The sequence below is a fragment of the Glutamicibacter sp. FR1 genome, from assembly GCF_047300825.1.
GTDB classification, from domain to species: domain Bacteria; phylum Actinomycetota; class Actinomycetes; order Actinomycetales; family Micrococcaceae; genus Glutamicibacter; species Glutamicibacter nicotianae.
This window is the reverse complement of record NZ_CP178602.1, coordinates 2,901,918-2,916,465: the sequence shown is the minus strand read 5'-3', so window position 1 is coordinate 2,916,465 and position 14,548 is coordinate 2,901,918. Positions and strand designations below refer to the sequence as shown.

General features: G+C 60.9%; 13 protein-coding genes and 1 riboswitch. Of the genes, 7 read left to right on the top strand and 6 right to left on the bottom strand.

The annotated features are described in order from the left end of the window. Positions 1-87 precede the first annotated feature (87 nt). Positions 88-543 (bottom strand): hypothetical protein, encoded by a 456-nt coding sequence (locus ACLQ8T_RS14015; RefSeq protein ID WP_413454996.1) that lies wholly within the window; start codon positions 541-543, stop codon positions 88-90. Here ACLQ8T_RS14015 and ACLQ8T_RS14010 point away from each other — a divergent pair. Together ACLQ8T_RS14010 and ACLQ8T_RS14005 are read left to right on the top strand one after the other, a co-directional pair. Beyond that, positions 445-744: a helix-turn-helix domain-containing protein gene (locus tag ACLQ8T_RS14010; RefSeq protein ID WP_413456414.1), complete on the top strand. Its 300-nt coding sequence runs from the start codon at positions 445-447 to the stop codon at positions 742-744. The two genes, ACLQ8T_RS14015 and ACLQ8T_RS14010, sit on opposite strands and share 99 nt — an antisense overlap. A 172-nt stretch (positions 745-916) precedes the next feature. Beyond that, positions 917-1,120 carry an IclR family transcriptional regulator C-terminal domain-containing protein gene (locus tag ACLQ8T_RS14005; RefSeq protein WP_413454995.1) on the top strand — a complete coding sequence of 68 codons (204 nt, stop codon included), beginning with the start codon at positions 917-919 and terminating at the stop codon, positions 1,118-1,120. Between the two features lie 93 nt (positions 1,121-1,213). Here ACLQ8T_RS14005 and ACLQ8T_RS14000 read toward each other — a convergent pair whose 3' ends face one another. The 3 genes from ACLQ8T_RS14000 to ACLQ8T_RS13990 are packed head-to-tail and all read right to left on the bottom strand — an operon-like array spanning position 1,214 to position 4,076. After that, entirely contained in the window at positions 1,214-1,846 is a 633-nt protein-coding gene (locus ACLQ8T_RS14000) for a LutC/YkgG family protein (RefSeq protein WP_413454994.1), read from the bottom strand. Beyond that, complete coding sequence (locus tag ACLQ8T_RS13995; RefSeq protein ID WP_413456413.1) at positions 1,843-3,294, bottom strand: LutB/LldF family L-lactate oxidation iron-sulfur protein; 1,452 nt, start codon at positions 3,292-3,294, stop codon at positions 1,843-1,845. The genes ACLQ8T_RS14000 and ACLQ8T_RS13995 overlap by 4 nt, the downstream gene beginning before the upstream one ends. A gap of 17 nt (positions 3,295-3,311) precedes the next feature. After that, a complete protein-coding gene (locus ACLQ8T_RS13990; protein WP_073707794.1) occupies positions 3,312-4,076 on the bottom strand; it encodes a (Fe-S)-binding protein in 765 nt (254 codons plus the stop codon). A gap of 146 nt (positions 4,077-4,222) precedes the next feature. Between ACLQ8T_RS13990 and ACLQ8T_RS13985 the strand changes: the two genes are divergently transcribed. Both ACLQ8T_RS13985 and ACLQ8T_RS13980 read left to right on the top strand, forming a co-directional pair. Further along, complete coding sequence (locus tag ACLQ8T_RS13985) at positions 4,223-5,899, top strand: L-lactate permease (RefSeq protein ID WP_413454993.1); 1,677 nt, start codon at positions 4,223-4,225, stop codon at positions 5,897-5,899. Between the two features lie 24 nt (positions 5,900-5,923). Beyond that, positions 5,924-6,631 carry a FadR/GntR family transcriptional regulator gene (locus tag ACLQ8T_RS13980; RefSeq protein ID WP_204722970.1) on the top strand — a complete coding sequence of 236 codons (708 nt, stop codon included), beginning with the start codon at positions 5,924-5,926 and terminating at the stop codon, positions 6,629-6,631. 90 nt (positions 6,632-6,721) lie between these two features. Here the strand turns inward: ACLQ8T_RS13980 and ACLQ8T_RS13975 are convergent, their stop codons facing one another. Further along, positions 6,722-7,267 carry an OsmC family protein gene (locus ACLQ8T_RS13975; RefSeq protein ID WP_204722969.1) on the bottom strand — a complete coding sequence of 182 codons (546 nt, stop codon included), beginning with the start codon at positions 7,265-7,267 and terminating at the stop codon, positions 6,722-6,724. Between the two features lie 31 nt (positions 7,268-7,298). Further along, positions 7,299-7,420: riboswitch (SAM riboswitch) on the bottom strand. 140 nt (positions 7,421-7,560) lie between these two features. On the opposite strand from ACLQ8T_RS13975, the gene ACLQ8T_RS13970 reads away from it, so the two are divergent. Then, positions 7,561-10,776 carry a DEAD/DEAH box helicase gene (locus ACLQ8T_RS13970; protein WP_413454992.1) on the top strand — a complete coding sequence of 1,072 codons (3,216 nt, stop codon included), beginning with the start codon at positions 7,561-7,563 and terminating at the stop codon, positions 10,774-10,776. Positions 10,777-10,839: 63 nt separating this feature from the next. Here ACLQ8T_RS13970 and ACLQ8T_RS13965 read toward each other — a convergent pair whose 3' ends face one another. Further along, on the bottom strand, positions 10,840-11,283 hold the full coding sequence (locus ACLQ8T_RS13965) for a MarR family winged helix-turn-helix transcriptional regulator (protein WP_052254053.1): 444 nt from the start codon (positions 11,281-11,283) through the stop codon (positions 10,840-10,842). Positions 11,284-11,527: 244 nt separating this feature from the next. Between ACLQ8T_RS13965 and ACLQ8T_RS13960 the strand changes: the two genes are divergently transcribed. Both ACLQ8T_RS13960 and ACLQ8T_RS13955 read left to right on the top strand, forming a co-directional pair. Next, positions 11,528-12,325 (top strand): dioxygenase, encoded by a 798-nt coding sequence (locus ACLQ8T_RS13960; protein WP_413454991.1) that lies wholly within the window; start codon positions 11,528-11,530, stop codon positions 12,323-12,325. A 371-nt stretch (positions 12,326-12,696) separates the two neighbouring features. After that, the gene (locus tag ACLQ8T_RS13955) at positions 12,697-14,484 is read left to right on the top strand and encodes an L-lactate permease (RefSeq protein ID WP_413454990.1); all 1,788 of its coding nucleotides are present in this window, start codon (positions 12,697-12,699) and stop codon (positions 14,482-14,484) included. Positions 14,485-14,548 lie beyond the last annotated feature (64 nt).

Sequence of the window (14,548 nt, the reverse complement as noted above, 5' to 3'; positions counted from 1 at the left end):
CTTCTGCTTACCTACCCATGTAAGCAGAGCGCACCATGCACAACTGCCATTCATGACAGTGGTGCAGGGCACAAGACGAGCCTCACGTCAGGCAGTCACCACGGTTCCGGCCATGAATCGGGCGAAGAACTCCGTCAGAGCCGAGGTGCCGTCCAAGGGCAGCACCATGGCGACGTACTGGTCCGGGCGAACGACCACCAGCGCCCCGGTGGCACGGTCGATGCCGCGAACCTCGTAGATTTCCTCCCCGCCATCAACCAGGTGCGAGGCAAAGGCCTTTTCATAGTCGCGCAGGCCGTACTTGCCCTTGGCCGGAACCAGCAGCGCCGGCAGATCCGCAACGGTGGTCTCGGTGTGCGAACCCTGGTGCACGCTGCGCAGGTCGAACACCACGTCGACATCTGCGCCGGCCGGCGTGAACCGCCGTAGCGGCGAGTCCGGGTCCTGCGCCAGGAACTGGATCAGGGCATCGCGCGTTCCACGGCCCACCGGCTCCTGGCCATGCTGGTGTACCGCGGTTTTGCCGACCAGGATGCCGCTCATCGATACATTCCCGGTCCGGCCTTGGGCATGGCACCGACGGGAATGAGCTGGACGGCAGAGCATCGCCGCCGCGTGCATCCGCACCTGCAGGCACTGGGCCATGAGCTGGACGAGACCGTGAACCTGATGGTCCGCGCGGGCACGCAAGCGCGTTTCCGGGCCACCGTCCAAGGCGCGTGGGGGATCGGCAAGGCGAGGTGATGCCGGCGCATTCCGCCTCTGCCAGGAAGGCCATGCTCGCCCAGCTGGGTCTCCCAGCGGTCAAGGACCTCTGTACCTGCTCAAATCGAGAATCAATGGCACCGACTTGCCGCAGTCCTGGTTTGCCGGTTTCAAGCAGGAGCTTATTACGGCCAACCGGCGGGGCTTTGCCGTGAACTTGGAAGAGACTGAAATCGGCGCCACCGCATTGGGCGTGGCCATCCGGGGCGGGGCCGGCGAGGTGGTCGCGGGACTGAGCGTTTCCATCCCGCCGGCGCGCTTCCGCCAGATGTTCGAGGCTGGGCGGTCCTCGGCGGTCTTCGCGGCGCGTGAGCGCATTGAAGCCGGCTTGGAAGATTTCGTTGCCGGGCAGTAACCGGCAATGGCAGCTGGAAGGCATTAACAACTCGCGGCCGGTTCCCTGGAGGTTTAGGAGGGGAACCGGCCGCGATAGTTCGGTGAGCTGGCTTTAGAGGCCGCGGACCATCAGGACGTCCAGCGTACGCGGGCCGTGTACGCCTTCGACGCGTTCCAGCTCGATATCACTGGTGGCCGACGGACCGGAGATCCAGGTCTGCGGACGGCTGATCGTCAGCCGAGGCATGGCTTCCGGCAGCAGGCGCACGATCGAGGAGATCGGCACGATGCACACATGGTGGTCTGGCACCAAGGAGATCGCCCGGCGTCCCTGGTCCGGCTCGCCATCAAGGATGATGGTGCCCGACTCGGCAACCGACACTGCCGAGGAGGTGACCACGGCGCTGGTTTCATCCAGCTCGGTGATGCCCAGGCGTGCGCCCGGGGCATCCACGCGCTGCTCAACGCTCTCGCCCAGCGCGGAGAGCCAACTGGTGTCCAGGCCGTGCGGGTAGACGACGCTGGAGGCGCCGGCCAGCTTGGCGGCCACGAATTCCGGGATCTGCGCGGCGTTGATGACGTCCACGCCGGCCTTGTAATCGACCAGGCGGTCGACCAGCAGCTCGATGAGTTCGGCTTCGCCCATATCCGAGGTCTTGCGGTATTCGCGGGGAATCTCATCGGCGACCGGAGCGTCGGCCAACGCTGAACGGATCCGTCCTAGGATTTCGTCTTTTGCGCTCACTTGGACTCCTTCTCGTCGCTCCACCAGTCGCGGAAGGACTTGCTTGGCGGGGCTGGAATGTCGCGGCTCTGGGTCCACCCTGCGGCGATACCCGGAAGCTTCTTGATCTTCTTATCCTTGCCAGCAGCCAAACGTCCCAGTGGCAAGGCTTTTTCGAGCAGGCCCAGGTTCTTGCCCTTGCCCAACGCCCAGGATCCGCCCATCATCAGCAGATCCATCTGGGTAGGGAGCTTGTGCTTATCGCGGTTGGCATCCACATCTTCGCCGCGCAGGTGCACGAGGATTTCCGGGATGTTGATCTTCACCGGGCAAGCGTCGTAGCAGGCGCCGCACAGCGAGGAGGCGTATGGCAGGGAGCCGTTTTCCTCGACCTCGATGCCGGTCATCAATGGCGAAAGAATCGCGCCAATTGGGCCCGGGTAGGTCGAACCGTAGGCGTGGCCACCGGTGCGCTCGTAGACCGGGCACACGTTCATGCACGCCGAGCAACGGATGCAGTTCAGTGCGGTACGGCCGAAGCGGTCAGCCAACGCGCGGGTGCGGCCGTTATCCAGCAAGACGATGTGCACGTTCTGCGGACCGTCATCTTCGGTCACGCCGGTCCACAGAGAGGTGTATGGATTCATCCGCTCGCCGGTGGAGGAGCGTGGCAGCAGCTGCATGAAGACCTCGATGTCTTCCCAGTGCGGGAGGACCTTCTCGATGCCCATGACGGTGATCAGGGTTTCTGGCAGGGTCAGGCACATGCGGCCGTTGCCTTCGGATTCCACAACGCCCAGGGTGCCGGTGTCAGCCAGCGCGAAGTTCGCACCAGAGATGGCGACCTTGGCGGAGAGGAACTTCTTGCGCAGGTGCTTGCGGGCGGCCTCGGCCAGCTTGGCTGGCTCGTCGGTCAGGTCCGGATCCACGACCGGCATCTCCTTGAGGAAGATGTCGCGCACCTCGGTGCGGTTCTTGTGGATGGCCGGAACCAGGATGTGGCTTGGCTTGTCGTTGCCCAGCTGGACGATCAGTTCGGCGAGGTCCGTTTCGAATGCGTCGATGCCTTCGGTTTCCAGGTGCTCGTTCAGGCCGATTTCCTGGGTGGCCATGGACTTGACCTTGACGACCTCATTCGAGCCGGTGGCCTTGACCAGCTCGGTGACGATCTTGTTGGCTTCGGCCGCGTCACGTGCCCAGTGGACAATGCCTCCGCGGGCGGTGAAGTTCTTCTCGAACTCCTCCAACCGATCTTCGAGGTTGGCCATGGTCGTGTTCTTGATTGCGCTGCCGGCGTCGCGCAGTTCTTCCCAGTCAGGAAGTTCGCCCACGACGTTCAGGCGCTTGTCGCGAATGGTGTGGGTGGCGTGGCGCAGGTTCTTGCGCATCTGGGTGTTGCCCAGTTCGCGGTGCGCCGCCTTGGGGAAGGGCTCGGTCTCGAACAGGTTGCCCTGTCCGCCGGCTGGCATGCCGAGGAATACCTGAGTCACAGTGACACCGTCTCTTCCATGGTGCTGGCCAGGATGTCGGCCAGGTGCAAGGTCTTTGGCTTGGCTCCTGTGCGCGAAAGGCCGCCGCCGATGTGCATCAGGCAGGAGGCATCGCCGCCCGCGCAGGCCGAGGCGCCTGTGGAGCAGATGTTCTTCATCTTGTCTTCGAGCATTGCCGAGGACACATCGGAGTTCTTGATCGCGAAGGTGCCGCCGAAGCCGCAGCACTGGTCGGCTTCCGGCAGCTCGTTGACGGTGATGCCGCCGACGGTCTTGAGCAGATCCAGCTGGCGGTCGCCGAGCTTCAGCGAACGCATGCCGTGGCAGGAAGGGTGGTAGGTGATGGTCTGCGGGAAGTAGCTGCCCAGCTGCTCTGCTGCGTTGGTGATGCCCAGGACATCCACCAGCAACTGGCTCAGCTCATAGGTGCGTTTGCCGACTGCAACTGCGCGGTCCTTCAGCTCGGGCTTGCCCAGGCGCTCGGCCAGGTAGGGGTGCTGGTGCTTGACCGAAGCGACGCAGGAACCCGAGGGGGCGACCGCGACGTCATAGTCTTCGGTGTCGAAGGCGTTGATGTGGTTTTCGACAACGGGCAGCGCTTCAGGCATATAGCCGGAATTCATATGCATTTGCCCACAGCAGGCTTGCGCCTTGGGGAAAATGACTTCATGGCCCAAGCGTTCCAGGATTTTCACGGTCGACTTGGCGGTTTCCGGATACATAGCATCCACAATGCACGTGGCAAAGAGAGCAATTCGCATAATAAATGACTCTTTCAGGGTGTGGTCAGACCATGCTATTCCACCCGCTTCTTGATAGTCAAGACTTGTTGTGATGGCTCTCACCTTGTACTCTTGGTGGTCGGACCACATATGGTCAGACCACCTCGAGTAAGGACGCCCACACCGTGTTTACACCATCCACGGATCCGATTGCGGGGAGCATTGCTGTTTCAGCACTTGTCGCGCTGATCCCGCTTGTAGCATTTTTCGTGCTCCTGGCAGTTATCAAGGTCAAGGCCCACTGGGCAGGCCTTGGCTCGCTAGTTGTAGCTATTATTGTCGCCATTTTCGGCTGGAACATGCCAGTCGGAATGGCATTGAATTCCGGACTGATGGGCATGGTCTTCGGTGCCTTCCCAATCGTCTGGATCGTCGTCATGGCGATCTTCCTCTACCAGGTCACCGTCAAGTCGGGCCGCTTCGAGGACCTGCGTCGCGTATTCGACGTCATCGGCGGCGGCGATGTGCGCATCCAGGCAGTGCTGATCGCCTTCTGCTTCGGCGGCCTGCTTGAAGCGCTGGCCGGATTCGGCGCCCCGGTGGCGATTACCGCCACCATGCTGCTGGCCCTGGGCCTGTCCCCGCTGCGCGCTGCCTGCGCCGTGCTGATCGCCAACACCGCCCCAGTAGCCTTCGGCGCCGTGGCGATCCCAATCACCACCGCTGGTGCTTTGACCGGCATCCCTGCTGCTGACATCGGTGCCATTGTCGGCCACCAATCGCCACTGCTGGCACTGTTCGTGCCATCGATCCTGGTGCTGATCCTCGACGGCTGGCGCGGTATGCGCCAGACCCTGCCAGCAACCCTGACCATCGGCATTTCCTTCGGTGTCGCGCAGTGGCTGTGCTCGACCTACTTCTCCTACGAGCTGACCGATATCGTCGCGTCGCTGGTTGGCCTGGCCGCAGCCGTCATCCTGCTTCGCTTCTGGACCCCGAAGGGTGCCGATGAGGCTCGCCAGCGCGTACTGACCGCTGAAGCCGCAGCAGTTCCCCATGAGGACAACACCAAGCTGCACATGGGCAACACCTGGATGGCTTTGTTCCCGTACCTGCTGGTTATCGTCATCTTCGGCGTTGCCAAGCTGTGGAAGCTGGGCGTGGACATTCCTGCATGGCTGGCAAGCACCGACATCAAGTTCGGCTGGCCGGGCCTGGATGGCAAGATCCTGAACGCCGAAGGCGAAGCGGTCACCTCCACCATCTACAACTTCCAGTGGCTGTCCTCCCCGGGCACCCTGCTGCTGATCACCGGCCTGATCGTGGCCCTGGTCTACTCGAAGAACGACGGCAACGGCGAATACAAGATGACCTTCGCCGAGGGCGTCGCCGAAATCGGCAAGACCATCTACAACATGCGCTTCGCGGCACTGACCATCCTGTCGGTTCTGGGCTTGGCCTACGTGATGAACCTGTCCGGCCAGACCATCACCGTTGGCACCTGGCTGGCGGGAACCGGCGCGTTCTTCGCCTTCCTCTCGCCAATCCTGGGCTGGATCGGCACCGCGGTGACCGGCTCGGACACCTCGGCCAACGCGCTGTTCGCCAAGCTGCAGCAGACCGCCGGCGTCAATGCCGGCATCGATCCGACCCTGCTGGTTGCCGCCAACACCTCCGGCGGCGTGGTCGGCAAGCTGATCTCGCCGCAGAACCTGGCCATCGCCGCCACTTCGGTGAAGATGGAAGGCCAGGAATCGGTGATCCTGAAGAAGGTTGCCGGTTGGTCCGTAGGCATGCTGCTGGTGCTGTGCTGCTTGGTTTACCTGCAGTCCACCCCGGTACTGTCCTGGATGCTGCCGTAGCCCTGACCGGCTAAAATAGATCCGATGTCAATGAATCCAGCTCCGCGTGCGTACCAGATCGTTCTCCAGGCAATTGAAGAAGATCTGCGTACAGAGAAGCTATCCGTAGGGGACCAGCTTCCCGGCGAGCGTGCGCTCGCGGAGCGGCATGGGATTTCGCGGGCTTCGGTCCGCGATGCCATCCGCATCCTTGATGTGATGGGCATTATCAAGACGTCTACCGGCTCCGGGCCCAACTCCGGAGCGGTGATCATCTCCAACCCCTCGGCCGGCATTTCGCAGGCCTTGCGGCTGCACTTGGCGGCCAAGGGCATCAACGTCCGCGAGATCGTCGAGTCGCGCATCCTGCTGGAAACCTGGGCCGCGCAAATGAACCCCCGCGACCCGGTTTACGCCCAGCAGGTCATCGACCGCACCGCGGTGCTGATCATGCGCATGGATGATCCGCAGCTTTCGCGCGAAGCCTTCCACCGCATTGATGCCGAATTCCATGTGCGCCTGGCATCCATGGCAGGAAATTCGGTGGTGGAATCGATGATGGAATCGCTGCGCAATTCGATCAGCGACTACGTCTCCGACTCGGTGCCCAGCGACGAGGCCTGGCAGCCGGTGGTGCGCGTGCTGCGCCGCCAGCACAAGGCCATCCACCACGCTTTTGCGACGAATCAGCGTGAACGGGCAGCCCAGCTGCTCGAAGAGCACATCAACTGGTTCTACTCGCAGACGCGGTAAGGATAAGCAAGAATTCAGCACGCGCATGGCGCCCCGCATAACGGTTCGGAAATTTTCCGATCCGGCCCCGGGGCGCCATTGCCGTATTTGCTAGCTGGCGATGCTCACCGCGGTTGTCACCGGTACCGGGTTGGCGAACAGGTCCAGTACCGGGCAGTGGGCATCCACTGCCTGGCGCAGTTCTTCATAGCGTTCGGCCGATTCGGGGCCGGAGATCTGGATATCCAGTTCTACCGATGAGAAGCCCGGGCGGATGGACTTGTCGATGCCGAAGAGGCCACGGACATCGAGGTGGCCGTTGGCCTGGATCTTGACCTCATCCACCTGGATGCCGAGGTTCTGCGCGTACAAGCGGTAGACCACAACCTGGCAGGAGATCAGCGCGCCGAGCGCATATTCCACCGGACTTGCCGCGACATCATTGCCACCCAGGGCAGCTGGCTCGTCGACCTGGAAGGTGTGCTTCCCGGAGACAATGTTGCTGGCTACCGAATCGAAACCCTCGCCCTGAACGGTAAAGGTCAATTTGGCGCTTTGCGGGGCCGCCGAGATGCGTTCGCCCCAGCCCTTGCCTGCTTCCTGCAGGCGCTGTGCGCGGTCTTCGGACACGGTCAGGGTAGATGCTGCATTAGACATGAGGAATTGATCCCCTTTCTGGCGCAAGGGGCGCCATCGCTTACGCACCTTGGCGTTCAAGATGCGTCGAATCTTCACCTGGGGCACCCCGCACAATGACGCAGGAGGGTTGCCGTCCGCTCAGCCAGGGCTCAAAGAGCGGAACTCGTGATTCTGTAGTTCTTTTCTATCGGCTGCGGTGCCAGCGTGTAAAGGGCAGGGGTAACTTTTCGTCATCGGGCATCTTGTCTGGCTGCTCGCTAAGATGGAATCGAGCTCTCGGGCACCCACTGCACGAACAATGAACGGCGAGTATGGAATTCCAGCTGACACTTTCTGCGGCCCAGACCTTGGTGACCGAATCCGAATACAATCTGGGCCAGTTCCTCTGCGATTCCGGAAAAGTGGAGATCGTCCACCGGGACATGAAGCCGGGATTTTCCCGCATTTCCGCAATGGTGCTGCGCGAATCGGTGATGGCCGAACTGCAAATCAACCGCGGCAATATCAGCTTCACCAGCTTCTGCAGCAAGCATCCGGGCGTTCAATCCTGCGAGGATGTCGCCGCCTTGCTCATTGAAGTCACCACCGAAGAGGACCAGGGCTTCTTCGTCTCCGACTCCGGCGCGGACCCTTTCGCATGGAAACGCAACAGCAAGCCGCAGTGGGAACGAACCCTTGACCGTCTGCTTCCAGCAATTCCAGATGAGCAACTGGTTGACGAGGAACCGCTGGGATTGATCCTTAAAGTGGTCAGCGAACCCCGCTACGGCGGCGCGGACGCGCTGACCTTGCAGGCGCGGCCGGCGCGCCGAGGCACCAAGAGCCCTTGGGTCCAGACCGGAGTCAGCTGGCGCAACGTCGCCTTCGATGAGCGCTTCTCCAAGAAGCAGCGCCGAGCGGTCGTTGAACTGGACCGATTGCGCGAACACGTGGAACAGAACACCTACCGGCATTCATGGGATCCCAAGGACTGGATCTCGCTGATGGATCTGCCTGGCCAAGACCTGCTGGATGCCTTCGAGGCCCTGCGCGACGCCGGAGTGCAGATCGTCAACGGCGGTTCCGCTGCCAAGCTCCCGGTGGAATTCAGTGCGCAACCTGCCATGGCCCACGTGGATGTGCGCCGCACTGAGCAGGGCCTGCGCATGGAAGGCAAGCTGCGTGGGCCGCACGAAGAGCACCACCACCTCTTGCCGATCGGTACGCCGCCGACCCTGCTGGCCTACGCTACCAGCCCGTTGCCGAAGGCCAAGGAACTCGGCTTGGCGCAGTTCGCTGAACCGGTCACGAAGGAACTGGCGGCGTTCATCGAATCCGGTGCGCACATCGTTCCGGATGGAGCCATCGATCTTTTCGAGACCCAGCATGTGGACCGATTGCGCTTGATGGCGCCGCTGAAGAGCGAAAATGGCAGCTACCGCATCCCGGTACCCGCGCGGCCCAGCCTCAAGCTGTCCTTGGAGAGCATCCAAACCCCGCTGACCGTGCGCTATTCCTGGGAGTACTCCACCAAGGGACCTCGCCAGCATGCCGTGGAAAAGGATATTGCCGCTTCGGTGCAGGACAAGCTCGGCGAGCTGGGTTCGCTGGGGAAGCTGACCTCATCAGGTATTTTCCCGCCGAAGGAATTCAGTACTTCTGAATCCATCGACTTTCTGGTCCACGCACTGCCACTGCTGGAAGAGCATCCCGATGTCATCATCGAGGAGCAGAACCGGCTGCCCAAGTACCGGATCAGCGATGCCCCGGCCACCGTCAGCGTCGAAGCGGGTGAAAGCACGGGGGACTGGTTCGACCTGTCCGTGGAAGTGCTCCTCGGCGAGATCAAGGTGCCGTTCGCGCTGTTGCTCGAAGCACTGACCAAGCAAGATGAATACCTCATCCTCGATGACCTGACGGTGATCCCGATTGATGGTGCGGACTTTGCCCAGCTGCGCCAGCTGATCTCCGAAGCCGGGGAGCTGGGCACGGTGCAGGGCGATACGATTCGCATCCACAAGTTGAGCATCGACTGGTGGCAGGAACTGGTGGATCTGGGAATTATCGAAGCCCAGCACAACCAGTGGCTGCAGACCATGAAGGCTTTGCAAGGCGGCGAAGAGATGAAGCCTGTTGAGCTCTCGGATACCTTCAATGCGCAGTTGCGCCCCTACCAGAGCCGTGGGCTGTCCTGGCTGGACTTCTTGCGCTCCCATGGCCTGGGCGGGGTCCTCGCCGATGACATGGGCCTGGGCAAAACCGTGCAGCTGCTGGCCTGCCTGGAACAGGCACGCGTTGAAGATCCCAGCCAGAAGTTCCTGGTGCTTGCCCCTACTTCGGTGGTGGGCAACTGGATCAACGAGGCTCAGCGTTTTGCCCCGCAGATGAGCGTCACTGGCATTACCTCTACGGCAAAGAAGAGCGGGCAGGATTTGGCTGCGCAGATCGGTGATGCGCAGCTGGTGGTGACCAGCTATACGATCTTCCGCTTGGCCTATGAGGATTTCGAGGCTGCCGGTTTCAACGTGATGATCATGGACGAGGCCCAGCAGCTGAAGAACCACGCGTCCAAGGGCTACAAGCAGGCCCGGCAGCTGCCGGTGCCGTGCAAATTCGTGGTCACGGGCACGCCCATGGAGAACAACCTCACGGAACTGTGGGCGTTGGTCTCGCTGGCCGCACCTGGCCTGCTGGGTGGTGCGAAGTCCTTCAAGGACAACTACCAGAAGCCAATCGTCGACGGGGACCAGGAACGGATGGAACGCTTGAAGAACCGTCTGCGACCGTTCGTGCTGCGCCGCACTAAGGAACAGGTCGTTCCCGAGCTGCCGGCAAAGACCGAACAGGTCCTGGAAGTCGAGCTGGAGCCAGGGCACCGGAAAGCCTATGACCGCCGCTTCCAGCGCGTGCGGCAAGAAGTGCTGGGCCTGGTTGGCGATGTTGATTCGAATCGGTTCCAGATTCTCCAGTCGCTGACCTTGCTGCGTCAGCTGGCTTTGGATCCCTCGCTGGTAGGCGAAGGCAATGCGCCCAGCGCGAAGCTGGAAATGCTGCGCGAGCTCATGGGGGATGCGGTTTCCGAAGGACACAAGATCCTGGTCTTCAGCCAATTCACCAGCTTCCTGTCCAGGGCACGCGACGTCGCCGAGGAGCTGGGCATTGAGCACGGTTACCTTGATGGCTCCACCAGTGGACCCAAGCGCAAGGAACTGATTGACGGTTTCAGCGAGGGGGATTTCCCGGTCTTCTTCATCTCGCTGAAGTCCGGTGGATTCGGCATCAACCTTACCTCAGCGGACTATTGCATCCTGCTTGACCCGTGGTGGAACCCCCAGGCCGAAGCACAGGCGATTGACCGTGCTCATCGCATCGGTCAGACCCGGCCCGTCTATGTGTACCGTTTGGTAGCCAAGGACACCATCGAATCCAAGGTGCTCGCGCTGCAGGCCAAGAAGACTCAGCTGTTCAACGATGTCTTGGGCGACACCGCCGAGGGAGCACAGAGCGCTGCGCTTAATGCCGATGATTTCTTGGCATTGATGGATTGATGTGCAAAAAGCTGAAGCCTTGGAAACCAGATGGTTTCCAAGGCTTCAGTTGCTTGTGGGGCATTAGAGTATCTCGTCAAAGCTGTGGTTGAGGCGATGCAGGAGATCTCCGAAGTTCTTCAGTTCGGATACTTCCCATTCCTTGAGCTGGCGGCGCAGTTCCTCACGCAACGTGTTGCCGCTCGAACGCCATTTTTCCTTGGCAATATCTGTTGCCGAGACCAGCTGGGCCCGGCCATCGGCAGGATCCTGGGTACGAGTGACGAGGTCCAAGGACTCAAGGTGCTGCACGAGGCGCGAAATGGTTGCCTTGTCCAAGCGCAGCTTCTCTGCGAGCGCCCCCTGCTGTTGCGCCTCATCACGGATGACCACTGCAAGCAAGCGGTACCCCGGGTCCTGCAGATCCGGATGGATGATCTTGGCACGACGGATCAGCATTTGGCGGGCACGCAATAAGATGGCGGTGAATTCTTCTTCGACCGTCTGCATCAATTCTTCTTCTTGCATAGAAACCATTCTAAAGTTCAACGGCCAATAAGTCTGATATTGGACTCCGTAGCCGTACTAATCCGAAGCGTGAAAAAAGGGACACACTAGCTGAACGTCATTCAGTGCCCGGAAAAGACGAGGTCGGCAAAATCGTCTGCGATTGTCGTTCTTCTGGGGGCGATCATGGATTCAGTAACAATGCCAGTAGAGGGGCCGAATAATAAAACTTGACGCTTCAACTAACGATTGCTAACTTTGAATCATGACTCAGCGATCCGACACACCTCCCGTCTTGTTCCTTAGCCATGGTGCGCCTCCATTGGCCGACGACCAGCGCTGGACCGGCGAACTAGCCGAATGGTCGGGCGCTTTCGAGAAGCCCAAAGATATTCTGATGATCTCCGCGCACTGGGAAAATGCGCCCGTGACACTGAGCGCCACCCGTCAGAAGAATGAACTGGTCTACGACTTCTGGGGTTTCCCGCAAAAGTACTACGACGTGCGTTACGACGCCCCGATGGCACCGGACCTGGCTAATGAAGTCGAGCGCCTCACTTCGGCCTACGGCCACCATGTGGAACGCGATGAGACCCGCGGTTTGGACCATGGAGCCTACGTGCCACTGAAGGAAATGTTCCCGGAAGCCGATATCCCGGTGGTGCAGATGTCCATGCCAACGCTGGATCCCTCGGGGCTTTTCGATTTGGGCAAGTCCTTGGCCCCCCTGCGGGATCGGGGAACCCTGATCGTCGGCTCCGGATTCACTACGCACAACCTCAAGTGGTTCAACCCGGCCGGCGGAGCGGATGCGGCCCCTCCTTCGGCCTCCAGCGAGTTCGACCACTGGGCCGAAGAATCCATGGCCCGCGGCGACGTGGACTCCATCCTCGACTTCCTCCACAAGGCTCCGGCAGCGCGCGAAGCGCATCCGCGTTCGGAGCACTGGGCTCCGCTGTATGTTGCACTGGGGGCGGCGTACGCCTCGGGAGGCATCGATGCCAAGACCGCAATTGACGGTTTTTGGTATGGCCTGTCCAAGCGCTCCTGGACCCTGAGCTAGTCGCTGCATGAAGCTTGACCGGCAGGAAGTGCGGCACCGCAAGGTGCCGCACTTCCTGCATTTAAACAGCTTCATCGAGGTGAAAGGCATGGGGGCTGGTGGAAATCTTAAAAATTTTCCGGCCCCGGCTCGCGGGGGGACTTGGATCAGAAGAACAAGGTCAACCCAAGTTGCTGTCTGGATAAATAGCCCGTGAATATGTTCTGCATCCGCGATTATTCGTGATGAGGCTCACCATGGTGACGTGTTTCACGTTATGCTCTTATGGTCAGACCATAGTGGTCTGACCATACATAGGTCATCTTGCTGCAATGATCGAGTCCACGCATGGGCGGAGTTCTGCGCGAGTATGGTCAGAAAGGACCATGGATATGGACAACTTAGGTGTGCTCGCACTGTTGGCATTGGCACCGATTCTTGTGGTGGGCATTCTTCTCGCCGGGCTCCGTTGGCCCGCAAAATACGCCATGCCCGTTGGATACGTCGTTGCGGTAGTAGTCGCGCTTTGGGTGTGGAAAATGGACTTCAACGGGGTGCTCGCAGCGTCCATTGAAGGCCTGGTTATCGCATCAACCATGCTGTATATCGTCTTCGGCGCATTGCTCTTGCTCGCGACCCTGACGGTCGGTGGCGCGATGAACACCATCCGGGCGGGCTTCAATAACATTTCAGCTGACCGACGGGTGCAGGCCATCATCATCGGCTGGCTCTTTGGCAGCTTCATCGAAGGCGCGTCCGGATTCGGCACTCCAGCTGCGGTGATTGCACCGCTGCTGCTCGCTTTGGGTTTCCCGGCGATGGCCGCGGTCATGGTTGGCCTGATCATCCAGAGCACCCCGGTCAGCTTCGGTGCTGTGGGCACCCCGATTCTGATCGGTGTGAACCAGGGGCTTGGCGGCGATCCTGCTGTGGCCGAACGCATCAATGTCCTCGGATTGACCATGCCCGAATTCATCAGCAGCATCGGTTTCCAAGTTGCATTCATGCACGGCATTATAGGCCTGCTGATCCCGTTGATCATGGTCTGCATGCTCACTGGATTCTTCGGGCCGGAACGCCGCTTCAGCGACGGCTTGAAAATCTGGCCATTCGCCATCTACGCTTCACTGGCCTTCACCGTGCCTTCGGTTCTGACCGCACGCTTCCTCGGCCCGGAGTTCCCGTCGCTGTTCGGTGCGCTGGTTGGCCTGGCACTGGTGATGTTCACGTCCAGCCGCGGCTTCCTGATGCCGAAGGAGATCTTCGACTTCGGACCACGAGCCAGCTGGAACGAGCGTTGGAACGGCAAGCTCGATCCGGAAAACGCCGTAGACAACACCGTTACCATCAGCATGAAGAGCGCCTGGGCACCGTACATCCTGATGGGCGTGCTGCTAGTGCTGACCCGTGTGATTCCGGAAGTGAAGACCTTCCTGACAGGACTCCAGATTCCGGTTGCCGACATCCTCGGCACGGGAATCACCACTTCGATCCAGCCGTTCTACCTGCCTGGATTCATGCTGATCTTGGCCTCCTGCCTGGCCTTCGCCATGCACAAGATGAGCGGCGCGCAGATCGCCCGTGCCTTCAAGGTTTCGGCAGCGCAGTTGTGGGGCACCGCGGTAGCGCTGCTCTTCGCAGTGCCCCTGGTGCGTATCCTGATCCAGTCCGGCCCCGAGCTGAATAACTCTGGTCTGGCCAGTATTCCGGTGACGCTGGCCGAGGGCGCCGCGGCGGTTTCTGGTGGCGTGTGGCCGCTGATCGCGCCGTGGATTGGCGCCTTGGGTGCATTCGTCGCCGGGTCCAACACCATCTCCAACCTGACCTTCTCGCAGTTCCAGTTCTCCACCGGTGCGCAAATCGGTGTTGCTCCAGAATCGATTGTGGCAGCCCAGGCGGTTGGCGGGGCCGGTGGCAACCCCATCTCGATTCACAACATCGTGGCCGCATCGGCAACTGTGGGATTGCTGGGCCGCGAAGGCGACCTGCTGCGCAAGACCATTTTGGTCACCAGCTACTACTGCCTGGCCGGTGGCGTCATCGCGTACCTGTTCGTCTACGGCATCGGCATGAATCCGGGAACGATCATGCTGGTGCTGCTCCTGTTGGCTTTGGCCGGCATCGGGGCATGGATGCTCAAGCGTGATTCGATTGCGGGACGAGCAGCCGATCTGCGCTAGGCACCGCAGATGAGCTAGAAAGCGAAGAACAGTGGGGCGCCGGATAATTCCGACGCCCCACTGC

Coding starts and splice junctions, on each gene's coding strand:
- ACLQ8T_RS14015 (WP_413454996.1), bottom strand. CDS start 543: ATGAGCGGCATCCTGGTCGGCAAAACCGCGGTACACCAGCATGGCCAG.
- ACLQ8T_RS13995 (WP_413456413.1), bottom strand. CDS start 3,294: ATGCCAGCCGGCGGACAGGGCAACCTGTTCGAGACCGAGCCCTTCCCC.
- ACLQ8T_RS13990 (WP_073707794.1), bottom strand. CDS start 4,076: ATGCGAATTGCTCTCTTTGCCACGTGCATTGTGGATGCTATGTATCCG.
- ACLQ8T_RS13980 (WP_204722970.1), top strand. CDS start 5,924: ATGTCAATGAATCCAGCTCCGCGTGCGTACCAGATCGTTCTCCAGGCA.
- ACLQ8T_RS13975 (WP_204722969.1), bottom strand. CDS start 7,267: ATGTCTAATGCAGCATCTACCCTGACCGTGTCCGAAGACCGCGCACAG.
- ACLQ8T_RS13970 (WP_413454992.1), top strand. CDS start 7,561: ATGGAATTCCAGCTGACACTTTCTGCGGCCCAGACCTTGGTGACCGAA.
- ACLQ8T_RS13965 (WP_052254053.1), bottom strand. CDS start 11,283: ATGCAAGAAGAAGAATTGATGCAGACGGTCGAAGAAGAATTCACCGCC.
- ACLQ8T_RS13960 (WP_413454991.1), top strand. CDS start 11,528: ATGACTCAGCGATCCGACACACCTCCCGTCTTGTTCCTTAGCCATGGT.
- ACLQ8T_RS13955 (WP_413454990.1), top strand. CDS start 12,697: ATGGACAACTTAGGTGTGCTCGCACTGTTGGCATTGGCACCGATTCTT.